Below are 16846 nucleotides of genomic sequence, written 5' to 3'. Positions count from 1 at the left end.
TGTGACGCGGGCGGATGACGTGACGCGGGCGCCCGCGCGGCAGATGTGGCCGCTGTACGCCGCCGGGTTCACCACCGCGTTCGGGGCGCACGGCATCGCCGCGAACCTGGGCGGGCACTCCGCGGACCGGGTCACCTCGCTGCTCGTCCTGGGCGGGTTGCTGGCCCTCTACGACGGGGCCGAGGTGCTGCTCAAGCCGGTGTTCGGCACGATCGCCGACCGGATCGGCGCCCGGCCCGTACTGCTCGGCGGGCTCGTCGCCTTCGCCGTCGCGTCCGCGCTGTACGTCGTGGTGGACAGCCCCGGCCTGCTGTGGGCCGCCCGGCTCGGTCAGGGTGCGGCGGCCTCCGCGTTCTCGCCCGCGGCCTCCGCGCTGGTGGCCCGGCTCAATCCGGCGGCCAAGCACGGGCGGGCGTACGGGAGTTACGGCTTCTACAAGTCCATCGGCTACACGCTGGGGCCGCTGTTGGGCGGCGTGCTCGTGTGGGCGGGCGGGCTGCGGCTGCTGTTCGGTGTGCTCACGGCGCTGGGTGCGGTGGTCGCCGTATGGGCTCTGCTCTGCGTGCCGCGCGTGCCGCCGCTGCCGCGCGCCCGGCAGACCGTGCTCGACCTGGCGCGCCGCCTGGCCGACCCCGCCTTCCTCGCCCCGACGGGGGCACTCGCGGGCGCGACAGCCGCGCTCTCCGTCGGCGTGGGATTCCTGCCCGTCTCCGGTGCGGGCGCGGGCCTCGGCACCGTGGCGACGGGCGCCGCCGTGTCCGTCCTCGCCGCCTGTGCCGCCCTCGTCCAGCCGCGCGCCGGGCGCGCGTTGGACGCGGGCCGGCTGACCGCCCGCACGGGCATCGGCGCCGGGCTGCTGACCGCCGCCGCGGGGCTCGCCTGCGCGACGCTCCCCGGGCTGACGGGCGTGCTGCTCGCGGCGGCGCTGATCGGTGTCGGCACCGGTCTGATCACCCCGCTGGGCTTCGCCGCCCTGGCGTCGGCCACCCCTCGGGAGCGGCTCGGACAGACGATGGGCGCCGCCGAGTTGGGGCGCGAACTGGGGGACGCGGGCGGGCCGTTGCTCGTCGCGGGCGTCGCCACGGCGGCGACACTGTCGTACGGGTACGCGGTACTCGCCGTGTTGCTGACGGTCGGGCCGGTCGCGGGCGTCCTGCTGAGGAGGGGTGCGGGAGGGGGGCGTCGGGGCCGGGGCTAGGCCTGTCCGGCGGATCAGGTCGGAGGAGAGCTGCGGCGCCTGATAAGCGCCGATGAGCGGGGCTTGGTGCGTCGAGCTGCGAGGCGGAGGTGGGCGTCGACGCTATGGGGGCCCCTCGAGCGAAGTCGAGAGTGGGGGAGTCGGCAACCGACGACAACGTCGCAGATGGGCGTGCCGGGCCCCACGTCTCCGAGATGATCCGCCGAACAGGCCTAGGGCCTGGTTCCTTGGGCAAGGCGGAGGAAGGGGTCGACGCGGTGGTGGCGACCGTATGGTTTTTCGCCCCCGCCGCCCCTGCCCATTCCCGTCCCTGGGGCTCCGCCCCAGACCCCGCCAAGGGCGCTGCCCCTGGACCCCTGCCCGGGGTTCGCCCCCGTACCTCCCAGAGGCGCTGCCCTTGAAACCCGGCGGGGACTGCGCCCCCTGCACCCCCGCCCGGGGCTCCGCCCTCGCCTCCTCCAGGGGGCTCTGCCTCTGAACCCTGCGTCAGCGGGGCTCTTCGCCCTGCGCTACCTCCACCTCGTGATGGAAGGCGAGTACGCCGGCCGCCGAGGCGCCGGCCGAGAGGGTGGCGCAGACGGCGAGGAGCAGGGCGATCCAGGAGGCGGCGCGGGGGTGGCGCGAGGGTGCGGCGAGGAGGGCGGCGACGCGCTGGGGGACGGGGCCGGTGGTGGCCGCGGGGGCGAAGTCGGGGCGGGTGGAGTGGGACGCCCGGGTGGCCAGGGCGGCGCGGGCGATGGCGCGGGCGGTCAGGCGCCGGTCCCCCACCGCGACGGCGGCGGCCTCGTCGGCGGCGCGCTCGGCGGCGAGCGCGATGGACGCGCGGACCGGACGCAGACCGGGGTGGCAGTGCGCCGCGAGTTCGGCCACGAGGAGGAAGCGGTGGTGGCCGCCCGCGTTGTGGGCCCGCTCATGGGCGAAGAGCGCTTCGCGTTCGTCGGGACCGAGGCTGCGGAGCATCGCCGTGGTGACGACGATGCGGTGCGGGCGGCCCGGCAGGGCGTACGCGTCGGGGTGGGGCGACTCGATGACGCACAGGTCGCCCGCGGCGGGCCGGCGGTCGGCCTGGGTGCGGGCGATGCGGAAGGCGCGGAGCTGGCGCAGGGCCGAGCGTCCGAGGGTCCAGGCGCCGACGGTCAGGGCGCCGGTGGCGGCCGCCGCGGCGGGCAGGACGACCAGGTCGGACGCGGTGCGCAGCGGATGGATGAGGTCACCGAGGCCCGCGAAGACCGGCAGCTTGAGCAGGCCGGTCAGGAGCAGCGCGCCGAGCGCGGCGACGGAGGCTCCGGCGAGCACCACGACCGCCAGGGTCAGGGCCCACAGTGCGGTCACGGGTGCGAGACGGGCGAGGCAGCGGCGGGCCAGCGCCGGTACCGCGAAGGGCACCAGCAGCGGGATCAGCAGCAGGGCCGTCGTCGCGGTCATTCCTCACCCGATTCCAGCAGATCGCGCAGGAGACGCTCGTCGTCGGGGCTGAGCTGGGCGACGAACCGGGCCAGGGCCGTCTCGCGGTCGTCGTCCCGGTCGAGTTCGCTGTGCATGCGCCGGGCGGTGAGACCGTGCGGGTCCTGGACGGGGAAGTACGCGTAGCCCCGGCCCTGCCGCTCGCGGCCGACGATGCCCTTCTCGTGCAGCCGGGACAGGATCGTCGTCACGGTCGTACGCGCCAGACCCGAGTCCAGCTCCAGCTGTACACGCCCGGGTGTGAGCGGTGCCCCGGCGGCCCACAGTGCGGCCATCACACTGGCCTCGAGCTCGCCCGCCGGTCGGCGTTCGTCCTTCGCGCTGGTCATGGGAACGATCCTCACCCCGCCATCGTCTACAGTTCAGTAGACCGTCTACAGGATTGTAGTCACTCGGGTGCGTCTCGACCGTACCCGCCCGTCCAGTATGAGAGGGCCCGCGACCATGGCCGCACCTTTGTTCACAGCGTCGCAGCTCGCCGTGAATATTCTCAGCGCGCAGTCCCTGCTCGCCGCCTTCGGTGTGCTGGGCGTGGGCGTGGTGATGTTCGCGGAGACCGGGCTGCTGATCGGCTTCTTCCTGCCCGGTGACTCCCTGCTGTTCACGGCGGGCCTGTTGTGCACCGGGTCGGGTCACGGAGGTCTGAAGCTGTCGCTGGCCCCGCTCCTGGTCGCCGCCGCCGTGGGCGCGCTGGCCGGCTCGCAGACCGGCTATCTGATCGGGCGGAAGGCGGGCGGCGCCCTGCTCGCCCGCAGCAGCTCGCCCCGGCTGCAGGCGGGCGCCCAGCGCGCCGAGGAGCTGCTGGAGCGCTACGGATACGCGAAGGCGATCGTGCTGGCCCGCTTCGTGCCCGTGGTGCGCACGGTGCTGAACCCCATGGCGGGCGCCCTGCACGTCCCCGTGCGGACCTTCACCGTCTGGCAGGTGACCGGCGGACTCCTCTGGAGCCTCGGCCTCACACTCGGCGGCTACGCACTGGGCTCGTCCATTCCGAACGTGGACCGGTATCTGCTCCCGATGATCGCCCTGATCGTCGCCGTGTCCCTGATCCCGCTCGCCGCCGAGCTGTACCGCTCACGCCGGGCGGCCGCCGCGGAGAAGGGGGTCCAAGGATGATGCCGGGCTTCGACGGCTCCTCGATCGACGGCTCCGCCTACACGTATGTGGTGGATCTCGCCCAGGACTCCCCCTCGTGGCTGGACAGTCTGGTGTCCGCCTGGTCGACGTACGGGCTCGGGCTGTTCGCCGTCCTCATGCTGCTGGGCTGGTGGCAAGCGCGGCGGGTGAGCGCCCGGGCCGCGCTGATCGCGCTCGCGGTACCGCTGATCGTGGTCGTGGCGTACGCGGTGAACTCGGTGTTCAAGACGCTGGTGCGCGAGGACCGGCCCTGTCAGAGCCTGCAGGTGAGGACGCTGGAGGCGTGTCCGGCCCCCGGCGACTGGTCGTTCCCGAGCAATCACGCGGTCATCGCCGCCGCGGCCGCCGTGGCCCTGCTCCACGTCTCCCGCCGCCTCGGCACCGTCGCGGTGGTGGCCGCCTGCGCGCTGGCCGCGTCCCGCGTCTGGGTGGGCGTGCACTACCCGCACGACGTCATGGCCGGAGTCCTCGTCGGCACGCTGATCGCGATGCTGCTGACGGCGGGGCTGCACCGGATCCCCGAGACGTCGGCGCACCGGCTCACCAGGTCGCGGCTGAGGCCCCTGCTGATAGCGCCGCAACTCGCAGAGGCGACCCCGTACGAGACCAAGTGAGGGAGAGGCATGCGGCACAGGATCCTGGTCGTCGAGGACGATCACGCCCTGCGTGATGTCCTGCTGCGCGGCCTGCGGGACGAGGGCTTCGACACCGTGCCCGCACAGGACGGCGCGACGGCGCTGCGGCTGGCCGGGGACGACGTCGACGCGGCCGTGCTCGACGTCGGGCTGCCCGACGCGGACGGACGGGACGTGTGCCAGGCGATCCGGGCGGGCGGCTTCCTCTCCCCCGTCATCTTCCTGACGGCCCACCACCACCTCACGGACCGGCTGGCGGGGTTCTCGGCCGGGGGCGACGACTATCTGCCCAAGCCGTTCCATCTGACGGAGCTGGCCGCCCGGCTGCGGGCGGCCCTCAAGCGCACCGGCTCGGTTCCGACCGCGACGGCCGGTGACCTGATCCTCGACCCGGTGGGGCACAGCCTCACGGTCCGGGGCACCCGAGTCGGCCTGACTCCCACGGAGTTCCGCCTGCTGGCGGCACTGATGGCGGCGTCCGGGGACATCGTGCGCCGGCGGGAGCTGATCAGGGTGGGCTGGCCCGAGGGCGCGCAGGTCAGTGACAACACGCTCGACCAGTATCTGACCCGGCTGCGCCGCAAGCTGCGGGACGGCGGCAGCGAGCTGACCGTCACCACCGCGCGCGGTATCGGGCACCGCCTGTCATGAGGGCATCCGTCTCCCGGAGCGCATCCGTCTCCCGGAGCGCATCCGTCTCCCGGAGGGCATCCGTCTCCCGATGGTGGCCGCGCTTTCGGTGGTGGCCATACTCCCCCCGGCGGCTGTGCTCCCGGTGGTGGCCGCGTACCCTGCGCGGCCGGCTCTCCCTGGTCGCGCTGACCACCGCCACGCTGCTGATGGTGATCCTCACCGTCGCGTTCAACACGGTCGTACAGCGCCACCTCCAGCACCAGGCGGACGACGAACTGCGCACGCGGGCCGCCGCCGTCGCCGCGACCGTCGACACCAGCGGCCCCCGGGTGCGCGTCCTGGAAACGCCGGGCGAGGAGTTGCTCGACACGAACGTGTGGATCTACGCGGGCGGCCGGCTCCTCGAAAAGCCCCCCTCCACCACCGCCACCGGCCCGCTGACCCGCACCGCGGACCGGCTCGCCGCGCGGGGCGGCGGACAGTGCGTCACCGCCCACAGCCACGGCCCCGTCCGGCTGTGCTCGCGACCCGTGCCCGGCGACAAGGGTGCCGCGACCGTCGTGACCGCGCTGGACCTGTCCCCCTATCGCAGCTCGGCCGAGGCCCTGCTCCTCGCCTCGCTCGCGCTCGACGCCGTCATGCTCGCCTGCACATACGCGCTGACACGCCTGGCGGTCGGGCGCGCGCTGCGTCCCGTACGCACCATGACCGAGCACGCCACGCGGTGGAGCGCCATAGCCTCCGAGGACCGCTTCGGAAGCGTGGCCCGGCCCACCGAACTGGCCCAGCTGGGCGGGTCGTTGGACGCACTCCTGGACCGCATCCGCGCGCTGCTGCGCCACGAGCGGCAGCTCACCCGAGAGCTGTCGCACGAACTGCGCAACCCGCTCGCCCGGATCATCGCGGAGCTCGACTGGTGGCAGGCCCGTCCCCGCTCCGCCGCCGACACCCGGAGCACGCACGAAGTCATCGCCGACGCCGCCCAGTCCATGCGCACGATCTGCGACACCCTCCTGGACGACGCGCGCGACAGCGCGGCCACCGCGCCCGGCACGACCGACGTACTGCCCGTGCTGCGGCGGCTCGCGGACCGCGTCGCGCCGACCGAGACAGTGGAGGTGGTCGTCACCGGGCGGGACGCCGAGCTGTCGGCCGGTGTGCCGGACGCCCTCCTGGAGCGCATCGTCAGTCCCCTGCTCGACAACGCGCTGCGGCACGCGCGGGCGCGGGTCGAGCTCCGGGCGCGCGCACGCCCCGGCGGCGTACGCGTCGATGTCACGGATGACGGACCCGGCGTACCCGCGTCGTTCGCGACGCAGCTCTTCCAACCGGGGCGCCGCGCCGATCCGGGGGACGGACACGGCGGAGCGGGCCTGGGGCTGCCGCTCTCGCGACGCCTGGCCCGCTCCGCCGGCGGCGAGGTGCACTACGACGAGCGGCACACCTCGGGCGCGAGGTTCGTGGTCAGCCTCCCTGCGGGGTGAGCCGCTCGGCCTCGGCGACATCCCGGCGCGTCACCGAGAGGTACACGACCAGGCCGAGGATGACCGCGAGGAACAGCACGCTGGTGACCACGGTGCCGAAGCCCAGGCCGCCGTCGCCGGTGGGCTGCGAGAGGTAGTCACCGATCGAGGCGCCCAGCGGGCGGGTGAGAATGTACGCGATCCAGAAGCTGAGTACGGCGTTCAGGCCGAGCGCGACGTGCGCGACCGCGACCGCGGCGATGGCGAGGCCGAACAGGACGGCGGAGACCCAGTAGCCGAGAGCCATGCGCTCGGCGACGAGGTCACCGGCCGCGGTGCCCAGCGCGAAGGTGAACAGCACCGCCAGCCAGTAGTAGGCCTCGCGCGACAGCGTGTCGATGCTGTGGATGGACAGGGTCCGCTCGCGGCGGTACCAGACGAAGAAGACGACGGCGAGGGCGACGGCGAACACGGCGGTGCTGGTCTCCAGCGGCACGCCCAGGTTGTCGGTCAAGTTGTCGCTGATCAGCGTGCCGACGACGCTGATCAGAGCCACGGCGAACCAGTAGACGCCTGCCTTGTAGGCCTTCGTGCGGAACTGGACGACGAGGACCACCGCCAGCAGCGCGCTCATCAGCAGCGACACGCCGGTCAGGCCCAGGCCCAGCTTCTCGTTCAGGAGGTCCGCCGCGGTCTCGCCGACCGTCGTGCACAGCACCTTGATGAACCAGAAGTACGCGGTGACTTCGGGCACCTTGTTCCAGCGCATGGGGTGGCGGGGGGCGGCCTCGGTCCGGCCGTACGCAACGGACGTCTCGGAAGTCTCGGATGTCATGGGAGCGGACGCTGCCAGCCGATGCCTGAATACATCCTGACTACCCGACCGGTCTCACCTCCGACCGATCCCGCCCACCCGCGAGGGCGAGACCGACGCCCGCGCCGCCCGTACCCTCGGTGCGGCCGTACCCGGGGCGGCAGCCCTTGCGTGCGCCGCGGATCACCACACTGCCGGGGCGCGGCCACCGTCTCGAACTCACGTGAGCCGTACGGCGGTTCAGAGCACTCGGCGGCGCACCAGCACCCCCAGCGCGACCAGCCCTGGAAGCAGCGGCAGCCACACCGTCAGCAGCCGGTAGCCGAGGACCGCCGATGCCGCCGCGCTGCCCGGTGCTCCGGCGAGGGTGAGAGCCAGGGCGAGTGCGGCGTCCAGGGAGCCGAGGCCGCCGGGAGTGGGCAGCAGGACGGCGGCGCTGCTCGCGGCGAGGTACGCCAGTGCCACCTGGGCCGGGGGCAGCGGCAGGTCGATGGCCTGGGTGACGGCGATGACCACGGCGGCGTGCAGCGCGGTGAAGGCGAGCGAGCCGCCCCACAACGCCACCGCCCGCGCGGGTACTTCGTGCACGGCGCGGATGTCCGCCAGTACGGCTCGAAGGGCGCGCCGCAGCGGCCCCGACAGCAGGACCACGGCGGTGGCGACCACCGCGACCGTCACCGCCCATGCCGTCGCGGATACGTGCGGGGAGCGCAGTGCGCCGGGGCAGGCCGGCGCGAGCGCGGCGATCAGACAGCCTCTGACCACGGTCCCCGCGGTGGCCTTGACCGCGAGCGCGGTCGCCGACCGGGTGACGGGCAGCCCGCAACGGGTAAGGAAGCGCAGATTGACGGCGCCCGCCCCGAGACCGGCGGGCAGGACGTGGTTGGCGGCGGAGGCCGCGAACTGCACCGCCACCAGGCGCCGGGCGGGCAACGACCGGGCCACCGCGCCCTGCTGGGCGAGGGCCGAACACGCCCAGGTCGCCGAGGTGGCGGCGGTCGCCACGAGCAGCCAGCCTCGGTCGGCGGCGGCGAGCCGATCGGCTCCGGTCTCGATCACCGGCCAGTGGCGCCGGGCTAGATACACCGCGCACACCAGCATGACAAGAGTGACCGCGGCGTGCCAGGAGACCCGTCTGCCGACGGACAACGGCCTCCTCGTGGACGCCGGCCCGTCGACGGTTGTCGCAGGGGCGCCGGACGGGACGGTCATACCGCCCCGCCTCCCGCCCCTGGTGCGACATAGACACGCAGGTCACCGGCGGGGTGCGGGGCCCAATCGCGGGCGTATGCGGGCGGCCGTCCTCCCGGGGTGGTGAGCACGCCGACCGGCTCGCGCCGTCCGGACCGCACGATGTCCGTCTCGGTGGTGTTGGCGTTGTGGCCACTGGTCGCGACGGAGGAGCAACCGGCGTAGAAGGCGATCGGGACGGCCTCGTGGCCGGTCAGCAGGCAGGGCGGCCGTACGCCGAGCCGGTGCAGGTCGGCCGCCGTGGCCGCCCAGGCCCGGTGGGAGTCGGTGGTGCGCTGCACGGTGGCTTGCAGGACCGCGAATTGAACCGCCAGGTGCCCGGCGAGGCCGAGCGCCACCAGGGTCACGGCCACCGGGCGCCAGGCCCGGCTCGGGGCGGTGACCAGGTGGACGAGGGCGTCGGCGACCGGGATCGCGAGGAGGGCGTAGACGGGGAGCAGAAAGCGCGGGGCGGCGTATCCGATCATGAACAGATACGGGATGCCCGCCGTCGTGGCGCAGGCCAGGAGCAACAGTGTGGTCGCCGTGCGCCGGGCCCTGACGGCGATCACCAGACCGAGGACGGCGAGCAGCGGCAGCGCGAACCACCACACCATCACCACCGGGTTCGGCATCGCCCCGGTGCACGGGCGGCACAGGGCGCGTCCGCTCAGGCTGCGCATCTGGTCGCCGACGGCGAAGTTCCAGCCCAGGCCGCCCTGGATGCGGGAGGCGTCCGCGAGCCGCTGACCCAGGCCGCCGTAGCTGACGTACGCCTCGAGGACCCACTCGCCCGCTCCGGCCACCAGACCCGCGACGAGGGCGACCAGCAGCCTCGGCCGTGGCCATCCGCGGACGGCCACGGCGAGCACCAGGAGCGGCAGGGCCGTCCAGACCGCGTCGGTGGGCCGCATCCAGGCCATCAGCGCGGTGCTGAGGCCCACCCCCCACAACGCCGCCCGGTCGGAGCGGTCCGCGCGGGCGCGCAGGAAGCAGCCGACGCAGGCCAGGGCGCCGATCGCGACCCAGTAGTTGGGCATGGCCTGCGGACCGTAGAACAGCGTCACCCACAGCGTCGCGAACACGCCGCCCGCCGTCGCCAGTACCCGTGTCGGGAACAATCCCCGCCAGACGCGCAACGCCAGGTACAGGGCGAGGCCGGACAGCAGGGCGAGGTAGACCCGCAGCAGCGTCGTGGACGAGGACCAGGAGGCGATCGGCGCGACGAGCAGCGGGACACCGCGGGCGCGCGGGGCGCTGAAGAACGCCGCGGGGACGTGCGGGCTGACCTGACTGACGTACACGGTCTCGTCCCAGCCGAGGCCCATTCCGGGGCGTACGAGGACGAGTTGAGCCAAGGTGAAGGCGACCGCGACCAGTGCGAGCCACACGTCGCCGCCGGGCCGTCTCGACACGCGGGCAGCCGAGGACGGGGCGCGGCGCTTGGCGCCGACGAGCGGGATGTTCAAGGTCTTGACCATCGTCCACCCTTCAGCCCTACATCCTGTAGGGTCCTTCACCCTACAGGATGTAGTGTGAAGGATGGAGCCGGAAAATCATGGACAAATTAGCGTGAACCAGTCATGGATGCAGTCCGGGAGCGGCATCCGGAGTCCGGCCCGGTGCTCGCGCCCCTACGCGCTGTAAGGTGGCGGACATGGCTGGCACAGGCCCCCACGGCAGGGCGGAACGGCGCAGCGCGGGCGAACTGGAGAGCGAAGTCCTCGCCGCCCTGTGGGCCACCGACGAGGCCCTGACGCCCGCCGAGATCCAGGCCGAGATCGGCGGCGGTCTCGCCTACAACACCGTGCACACCATCCTCAAGCGCCTGTACGACAAGGGCCTGGTGCTCCGTGACGTGGACGGGCGGCGCGGCGCCTACCGGCCCGCCAAGAACGCGGCCGAGCTGACCGCCGAGGCCATGCACGAGGCGCTCGACCGCGGCCCCGACCCGATCGCGGCCCTCCAGCAGTTCGTCACCGGGCTGAGCCCCCAGGAGGAAGAGGCCCTGCGCGACCTCCTCGGGGGAAACGGGCCATGAGGATCGACGTCTACGTTCCACTCGTCCTGTCGCTGCTGCTCCCGGTGGTCGCGCCGCAGGTGGGCAGGCGGGTGTCGCCGGCGCTGGCGGCCCGCGTACTCACCGTCGCCGCCGTGCTGACCGCGGCCGCCTCCACCTGGGCGCTGTTCCTGCTCGCCGCCACACTGATCGACAGGGCACCGTCGGTGGCCGCGGAGGCCAGTGAGGACGGTCGCTCGCTGCCCGAGCCCGTCCCGGAGACCATCGCCGTCGTGGCGGTCGCCGTGCTCGGCGTGATCGCCTTCCGGCTCTTCCATGCCGTACGAGCGCACTACGCGATCCGCCGGGTGCTGCGCCGGCTGTGCGAAGGGCATCCGCCCGACAGCGAACTCATCGTCGCCGCGTCCTCGACCCCGCACGCCTTCGCGATTCCCGGCACGCCGGGCCGGATCCTGGTCACGGCCGCGATGCTCGGCGCGCTCGAACCCGCGGAGCGGCGCGTCCTGCTGGCCCACGAACGCGCTCATCTCGTGCACCGGCACTCGGCGCTGTCGACCGCCGTCGCGCTCGCGGCCGCGGCCAACCCGCTGCTCGTGCCCGTGCGCACCACCGTCACGTTCCTGCTGGAACGCTGGGCCGACGAGGTGGCCGCGGGCAGCGTCGGCGACCGTCGCACCACCGCACGCGCCCTGGCACGCGCCGCACTCATCTCCCAGCGCGCCCGCACGGGATGCGCCCTGCACTTCTCCGAGCACGCCGTCACCCGCCGTATCGCGGCGCTGCAGACGGCGCCGCCGCCCGACCTGTGGCCCATCGGGGCGGCGGTCCTCGCCCTCGGCGCGCTGCCCGCGCTCGGTGCTGTCGACGCGACCGGTGACCTGCTGCGGCTGCTGGCCGAGACGCTGCCCGGCTGGTAGGCACGGCCGCGACCTTCGCAGGCTCAGCCGGTGGGCTGTTGCGCGGGCCGGTCCGGCGACCGACAGACCGGTATCGGCGAGGTTCTAGTAGACCTCGCGCACCGGCTTGGAGAAGGCCCGGCTTCTGCCGGCAGTCGATCAGCCACGACAGTCACGTGACCGGCTACGGCCGCCGCTCCTTGATGTGGGCGTAGCCCATGAGGCCGACGAGGATCGCGAGGAGCACGGCCGAGGAGCCCACAGTGCCGAGGTCGAGGCCACCCTTGGCGACCGGCTTGGTCAGGAAGTCGCCCGCGGTGGCGCCGAGCGGGCGGGTGAGCACGAAGGCGAACCAGAACAGCAGGACATTCGGCACGACCGGAACTCGCGTCAGCGCGAGGAGTCCCGCGAGCACCCCGCTCACGAGCAGCGCGCCGCCCGCGTAGCCGAGTCCGGAGCTGTCGGACAGGAAGTCGCCCATGGAGGTGCCGAGCGTGTTCGACACGAGGATCGCCGACCAGAAGAGGGCCTCGCCCCGGAAGGTCACGATGTCGCGGATGACGAACGTCTGCCCGGTCAGCTTCCAGATGACGAAGATGACGATGAGCAGCGAGATCAGGATCGCGGCACCCGCGGGGTACCCGAGCCCCAGGCCCTGCGGTCCCCAGCCGAGCGAGGTGGCGCCGCCGGAGAGGTACTCGGCGCTGGCGTCCCGGTTCATGAAGTCGGACATCGTGGTGCCGGCCATGCTGGTCGACAGGATCACGGTCCAGTAGAAGAACGGGTTGTACCGCCGTGACTTCAGCTGTACGACCAGCGTGATCACGAAGATCAGGAACAGCAGGATGGTGGTGAGGAAGTACCCGAACTTGAGGGTCTGGGCGAAGAGGTCGCCCGCCGTCTCGCCAAGGGTCGTCGCGGCGATCTTCATGACCCAGAAGGCCAGGGTCACCTCGGGCAGCTTCTTCATCACATACGCGCCGGGATCGGCGACATGCGGATCGGTGGCACTCGGATCAGTGACGAGTTCCGACTTGTCCATTGTTCAGTTCTCCCGTGGGGGGTACGGTGCGCATGCCTGCGAGGCATGATCATCAACGTGGCATTCGCACCATGAACACATCCTGAACGCGTGGCTCAGCCATTGGCCAACGCCCCGACCGTCTGGTATGCCAGAGATAGTCGACCGGTCGTACACTCGCTTCATGGGACGGACCAGCGACGCCAGGGAGAAGATCCTCAGCGCCGCGCAATCGCTCATCGAGCTGCGCGGCTACTCGGCCTTGGGCGTGGCCGAGATCTGCAAGGCGGCCGGCGTACCCAAGGGCAGCTTCTACTACTTCTTCGAATCCAAGGAATCGCTCGCCCTGGCCGTGATCGACGAGCACTGGGCCGGCCAGAAGCGCACCTGGACCCGCATCCTGAACAGCGACGAGGAACCACTGCGACGCCTGTTCCGGCTGTTCGAGGAGACGGAAGCCGGCCAGCTCGCCGGCCAGCAGAGCTGCGGCACCGTCTCGGGCTGCCTGTTCGGGAACCTCAGCCTGGAGATGAGCAACCACACCGAGGCGATCCGGACACGGCTGCAGGAGATCTTCGACGCACAGGTCGAGATGGTCGAGGCGGTCATAGCCGAGGCTCTCGAGCGCAAGGAGGTGACCGCGACCGACACCCGGCAAGCCGCACAGGCGCTGGTCGCCCAGCTCGAGGGGCAGGTGCTGTTCGCCAAGCTCTACAACAACACCCGCCGGCTCGGCGCACTGTGGGTGAACTGCCTGGCCCTGCTCGGTGCCCGCGCACCGCGCGAGGCCGTGGCCGACGCCTGACCGTTCGAGTGCCCCAAGTTCTCCCAAGGGGTCAGCCTCTCCTTCTGACAATTGCGCCGCTCCTCGCTTCCGCCGCCGCACGCCCCCGGCATTGCCCCGCCCTGTCCATCCGACCTGGACTGGAAGGCTGCGCCTACCAGGTGGGAGGAAGTCGGTCCCGGACCCGACCCGCTTGAGCTTTGACTTCTGTTCGCGGAGACACCTACCGTCAAATAGTCGACCGGTCGGCTAGTTCCTCGCGATCGATCGAGAAGCCCCCACCTCATCTCGAAGAAGGTCATCATGAGCTCTCAGGACCAGAAGGTCGCAGTCATCACCGGCGCCTCGCAGGGCATCGGCGCCGGCCTCGTCGAGGCCTATCGCAAGCTCGGCTACGCGGTTGTCGCCACCTCGCGCGGAATCGCCCCCTCCAACGACGTGGACATCCTGACCGTCCAGGGAGACATCGCCGACCCTGCCACCGCCGAACGCGTCATCGCCGCCGGCATCGAGCGGTTCGGCCGTATCGACACCCTGGTCAACAACGCCGGCGTCTTCGTCGCCAAGCCCTTCACCGACTACACCCAGGACGACTACGCCACGGTGACCGGCGTGAACCTCGCGGGCTTCTTCCGCATCACCCAGCTGGCCATCGAGCACATGCTCGCCCAGGGCGCCGGCCACATCGTCAACGTCACCACCAGCCTGGTCGACAACCCCGACTCCAACGTCCCTTCCGTGCTTGCCTCGTTGACCAAGGGCGGCCTGCAGTCCGCCACCAAGTCCCTCGCCATCGAGTACGCGACGCGCGGCATCCGCAGCAACGCGGTCTCACCGGGCACCATCAAGACCCCCATGCACTCCGAGGACACGCATGAGGCTCTCGCCGCCCTGCATCCGGTCGGCCGGATGGGTGAGCCGAGCGACATCGTCGACGCGGTGATCTACCTGGAGAACGCCCCGTTCGTCACCGGCGAGATCCTCCACGTCGACGGCGGCATGAGCGCCGGTCACTGACCCGCAGGGCATCGCTCGCGAGGCGCGGCCGAAAAGCCGCGCCTCCGATTCCACCGACAGGAGAACCCTGATGACCAGCACGACAGACAGTGAAGTGATCCTGCGCGGCGTCCTCGACCAGTGGAAGGCCGCCGTCGACCAGCACGAACCGCAGCGGGTCGCCTCCCGGTTCACCGAAGACGCGATCTTCCAGGGACTGCACCCCTACAGCGTCGGAAGGGCGGGCATCGCCGCCTACTACGACTCCCAGCCCCTCGGGATGACGGCGGAGTATCGGATTCTCGAAACCCGACGCCCGGCCGACGACCTCGTCCTGGGCTACCTGGGCGTCGACTTCTCGTTCACCGACCGGCCTACTATTCACGTCAACCTCGGCGTACTGGTGAAACGCCTGGAGGACGGCTGGTACATCAGCCACTACCAGGTCTCCAAGCTCGACTGATGGTCCCCGCTCAGCCGACCTGTGCGGCAAACGCCTCGTACGCCGGCTCGTCGAAGAGGACGAATCTGACCTCCTCGACCGCCGTCTCCGTGGCCCGCACCGTCTCCACCGCGATACGGGCGGCGTCGTCCATCGGCCACCCGTAGATACCGGCGGAGACGGCGGGAAACGCGACCGTGCGAGCACCGAGCTCGTCGGCCACCCTCAGCGATTCCCGGTAGCAGGAGGCCAGCAGCTCCGACCGGTCCTCCCCGTGGGCAAATCGCGGGCCGACGGTGTGGATCACCCAGCGCGCGTCCAGCTCGCCCGCGGTGGTGGCGACCGCCTGGCCCGTGGGCAGGCCCTTGCCGTAGTGGCCGGCACGGAGTTTGCGGCACTCGGCGAGGATGGCGGGGCCGCCCCTGCGGTGAATGGCTCCGTCGACGCCTCCGCCGCCGAGCAGCGAGGAGTTCGCCGCGTTGACGATGGCGTCCGCGGTCTGCCGGGTGATGTCGCCCTGGACCAGCGTGATCGTGGTCATGACTGCCTCAGCCTCCTCCAGACGGCCTTCGCCGCGTTGTGCCCCGACATTCCGTGCACGCCGGGTCCCGGCGGGGTGGCCGCCGAGCAGAGGAAGACGGCCGGGTGCGGGGTGCTGTACGGAAACAGGGACAGTTTGGGGCGCAGCATGAGCTGGAGCCCGGAGGCGGCGCCGCAGGCGATGTCTCCGCCCACATAGTTGGCGTTGCGGGAGGCGAGCTCGGGCGGGCCCGCGGTCGCGCGCGCCAGTACGCGGTCGCGGAAGCCCGGCGCGAACCGCTCCAGCTGCCGCTCCATGGCGTCCGTGAGGTCCCCCGTCCAGCCGTTCGGAACATGTCCGTACGCCCAGAAGACCTGCTTGCCGTCGGGTGCCCGGGAGGGGTCCACGACGCTGGGCTGCACGGTGATCAGGAAGGGCGCGTCGGGCGCCCGGCCCTCACGGGAGGCCGCCCGCAGCGCGGTACTGATCTCCGCGCTGCTCGCCCCGATCTGCACGGTCCCGGCGGTGCGCGCCTCCTTGGCCGTCCAGGGCACGGGCCCGTCCAGCGCGTAGTCGATCTTGAACACGCTCGCCCCGTACCGGTAGCGCTCGTAGTACCGCCCGAAGCCGGCGATCCGGGCCAGGGCGGTGGGCGAGGTGTCGAAGACGTACGCGCGCGCGGGGGGCAGGTCGTCCAGGCGCTTGACCTCGTAGTCGGTGTGGACGGTGCCGCCGAGGTCCTTGAGATACGCGGTGAGCGCGTCGGAGATGGACTGGGAGCCGCCGCGCGCGACGGGCCAGCCGCGAGCGTGCGCGGCCAGCGCGAAGACCAGGCCGACGGCGCTGGTGGCGAAGCCGTCCAGCGGGGCGATGACGTGCGCCACGAGCCCGGCGAACAGGGCCTTGGCGCGCTCGTCGCGGAAGCGGCGGGTCAGCCACGTCGACGGCGGCAGTCCGGCGAGGCCGAAGCGGGCGAGGGTGATGGGGTCGCGGGGCAGCGCGGTCAGCGGCAGCGACATGAAGTCGTGCGCGAGCGTGTCCCACTTCGGCAGGAACGGCGCTACGAGCCTGCGGTACGCGCCGGCGTCACGCGGCCCGAACGAGGCGGCGGTCTCGGCCACCGACCGCGAGAGCACCGCCGCCGTGCCGTCGGGGAACGGGTGCGCCATGGGCAGCTCGGCGTGCAGCCACTGAAGCCCGTACCGCTCCAGGGGCATCGCCTTGAACGCGGGCGAGTTTATGCCCAGCGGATGCGCCGCCGAACAGGGGTCGTGCCGGAAACCGGGCAGCGTCAGCTCTTCGGTGCGCGCTCCGCCGCCCACGGTGTCCCGCGCCTCGAACACCGCCACGGAGAAGCCCCGGCGGGCCAGCTCCACGGCAGCCGTCAGTCCGTTCGGCCCCGCACCCACTACGACCGCATCGAGCATCGACGGCACCTTCGGACTCCTTTGTCAGCCGACGGCCACTGAGGATCAGGATATGCCGGTGGACTGACAGCCTTGGCGGCGCGGGTGGTTGGGGCGGAGCCCTCGCCCGGGCACGAGCCGTCCCCCGGCCTGGAACGGGCGCGGAGGCTCTTGATCGGGCCAGGCC

At 72.1% G+C, this 16846-nt stretch carries 18 protein-coding genes; 10 read left to right on the top strand and 8 right to left on the bottom strand.

All coding sequences use genetic code 11. The features are described 5' to 3' along the window. Nucleotides 1-43 precede the first annotated feature (43 nt). Nucleotides 44-1198: an MFS transporter gene (locus AB5J53_RS38325; protein WP_369252711.1), complete on the top strand. Its 1155-nt coding sequence runs from the start codon at nucleotides 44-46 to the stop codon at nucleotides 1196-1198. A 486-nt stretch (nucleotides 1199-1684) separates the two neighbouring features. Here the strand turns inward: AB5J53_RS38325 and AB5J53_RS38320 are convergent, their stop codons facing one another. Both AB5J53_RS38320 and AB5J53_RS38315 read right to left on the bottom strand, forming a co-directional pair. Next, nucleotides 1685-2623 (bottom strand): M48 family metalloprotease, encoded by a 939-nt coding sequence (locus tag AB5J53_RS38320; RefSeq protein ID WP_369250197.1) that lies wholly within the window; start codon nucleotides 2621-2623, stop codon nucleotides 1685-1687. Next, complete coding sequence (locus AB5J53_RS38315; protein ID WP_369250196.1) at nucleotides 2620-2991, bottom strand: BlaI/MecI/CopY family transcriptional regulator; 372 nt, start codon at nucleotides 2989-2991, stop codon at nucleotides 2620-2622. Before AB5J53_RS38315 ends, AB5J53_RS38320 begins: the two co-directional genes overlap by 4 nt. 97 nt (nucleotides 2992-3088) lie before the next feature. On the opposite strand from AB5J53_RS38315, the gene AB5J53_RS38310 reads away from it, so the two are divergent. Genes AB5J53_RS38310 through AB5J53_RS38295 form a run of 4 tightly spaced genes read left to right on the top strand, consistent with a single transcriptional unit; the run spans nucleotide 3089 to nucleotide 6551 of the window. Continuing rightward, nucleotides 3089-3778: a DedA family protein gene (locus AB5J53_RS38310; protein WP_369250195.1), complete on the top strand. Its 690-nt coding sequence runs from the start codon at nucleotides 3089-3091 to the stop codon at nucleotides 3776-3778. Continuing rightward, nucleotides 3775-4413 carry a phosphatase PAP2 family protein gene (locus AB5J53_RS38305; RefSeq protein ID WP_369250194.1) on the top strand — a complete coding sequence of 213 codons (639 nt, stop codon included), beginning with the start codon at nucleotides 3775-3777 and terminating at the stop codon, nucleotides 4411-4413. Before AB5J53_RS38310 ends, AB5J53_RS38305 begins: the two co-directional genes overlap by 4 nt. A gap of 9 nt (nucleotides 4414-4422) precedes the next feature. Then, a complete protein-coding gene (locus tag AB5J53_RS38300; protein ID WP_369250193.1) occupies nucleotides 4423-5085 on the top strand; it encodes a response regulator transcription factor in 663 nt (220 codons plus the stop codon). Continuing rightward, nucleotides 5082-6551: a sensor histidine kinase gene (locus AB5J53_RS38295; RefSeq protein WP_369250192.1), complete on the top strand. Its 1470-nt coding sequence runs from the start codon at nucleotides 5082-5084 to the stop codon at nucleotides 6549-6551. Before AB5J53_RS38300 ends, AB5J53_RS38295 begins: the two co-directional genes overlap by 4 nt. On the opposite strand, the gene AB5J53_RS38290 is transcribed toward AB5J53_RS38295, so the two are convergent. The 3 genes from AB5J53_RS38290 to AB5J53_RS38280 form a co-directional block, all read right to left on the bottom strand. After that, nucleotides 6532-7365: a hypothetical protein gene (locus AB5J53_RS38290; protein ID WP_369250191.1), complete on the bottom strand. Its 834-nt coding sequence runs from the start codon at nucleotides 7363-7365 to the stop codon at nucleotides 6532-6534. The genes AB5J53_RS38295 and AB5J53_RS38290 overlap by 20 nt on opposite strands. 219 nt (nucleotides 7366-7584) lie before the next feature. After that, entirely contained in the window at nucleotides 7585-8445 is an 861-nt protein-coding gene (locus AB5J53_RS38285; protein WP_369252709.1) for a lysylphosphatidylglycerol synthase domain-containing protein, read from the bottom strand. Between the two features lie 107 nt (nucleotides 8446-8552). After that, nucleotides 8553-10055: a hypothetical protein gene (locus tag AB5J53_RS38280; RefSeq protein ID WP_369250190.1), complete on the bottom strand. Its 1503-nt coding sequence runs from the start codon at nucleotides 10053-10055 to the stop codon at nucleotides 8553-8555. A 176-nt stretch (nucleotides 10056-10231) separates the two neighbouring features. Here AB5J53_RS38280 and AB5J53_RS38275 point away from each other — a divergent pair, with 176 nt between their 5' ends. Then, the gene (locus AB5J53_RS38275) at nucleotides 10232-10615 is read left to right on the top strand and encodes a BlaI/MecI/CopY family transcriptional regulator (RefSeq protein ID WP_369250189.1); all 384 of its coding nucleotides are present in this window, start codon (nucleotides 10232-10234) and stop codon (nucleotides 10613-10615) included. Further along, nucleotides 10612-11511, top strand: coding sequence for a M48 family metalloprotease (locus AB5J53_RS38270; RefSeq protein ID WP_369250188.1), 900 nt, complete (start codon nucleotides 10612-10614; stop codon nucleotides 11509-11511). The genes AB5J53_RS38275 and AB5J53_RS38270 overlap by 4 nt, the downstream gene beginning before the upstream one ends. A 163-nt stretch (nucleotides 11512-11674) precedes the next feature. Here the strand turns inward: AB5J53_RS38270 and AB5J53_RS38265 are convergent, their stop codons facing one another. Next, complete coding sequence (locus tag AB5J53_RS38265) at nucleotides 11675-12532, bottom strand: hypothetical protein (protein WP_369250187.1); 858 nt, start codon at nucleotides 12530-12532, stop codon at nucleotides 11675-11677. A 163-nt stretch (nucleotides 12533-12695) separates the two neighbouring features. Here AB5J53_RS38265 and AB5J53_RS38260 point away from each other — a divergent pair, with 163 nt between their 5' ends. The 3 genes from AB5J53_RS38260 (at nucleotide 12696) to AB5J53_RS38250 (ending at nucleotide 14754) form a co-directional block, all read left to right on the top strand. Further along, nucleotides 12696-13316, top strand: coding sequence for a TetR/AcrR family transcriptional regulator (locus AB5J53_RS38260; RefSeq protein WP_369250186.1), 621 nt, complete (start codon nucleotides 12696-12698; stop codon nucleotides 13314-13316). A gap of 282 nt (nucleotides 13317-13598) precedes the next feature. Next, entirely contained in the window at nucleotides 13599-14312 is a 714-nt protein-coding gene (locus tag AB5J53_RS38255) for an SDR family NAD(P)-dependent oxidoreductase (RefSeq protein ID WP_369250185.1), read from the top strand. Between the two features lie 70 nt (nucleotides 14313-14382). Then, nucleotides 14383-14754: a hypothetical protein gene (locus AB5J53_RS38250; protein WP_369250184.1), complete on the top strand. Its 372-nt coding sequence runs from the start codon at nucleotides 14383-14385 to the stop codon at nucleotides 14752-14754. A 10-nt stretch (nucleotides 14755-14764) separates the two neighbouring features. Here AB5J53_RS38250 and AB5J53_RS38245 read toward each other — a convergent pair whose 3' ends face one another. Beyond that, nucleotides 14765-15274: an O-acetyl-ADP-ribose deacetylase gene (locus AB5J53_RS38245; RefSeq protein WP_369250183.1), complete on the bottom strand. Its 510-nt coding sequence runs from the start codon at nucleotides 15272-15274 to the stop codon at nucleotides 14765-14767. Beyond that, complete coding sequence (locus AB5J53_RS38240) at nucleotides 15271-16680, bottom strand: phytoene desaturase family protein (RefSeq protein ID WP_369252707.1); 1410 nt, start codon at nucleotides 16678-16680, stop codon at nucleotides 15271-15273. Before AB5J53_RS38240 ends, AB5J53_RS38245 begins: the two co-directional genes overlap by 4 nt. Nucleotides 16681-16846: the final 166 nt, after the last annotated feature.

Origin of the sequence: Streptomyces sp. R41 (assembly GCF_041053055.1) — a bacterium.
Classification (GTDB): domain Bacteria; phylum Actinomycetota; class Actinomycetes; order Streptomycetales; family Streptomycetaceae; genus Streptomyces.
The sequence above is the reverse complement of the archived record's forward strand: the minus strand, read 5'-3'. Positions and strand labels throughout refer to the sequence as shown.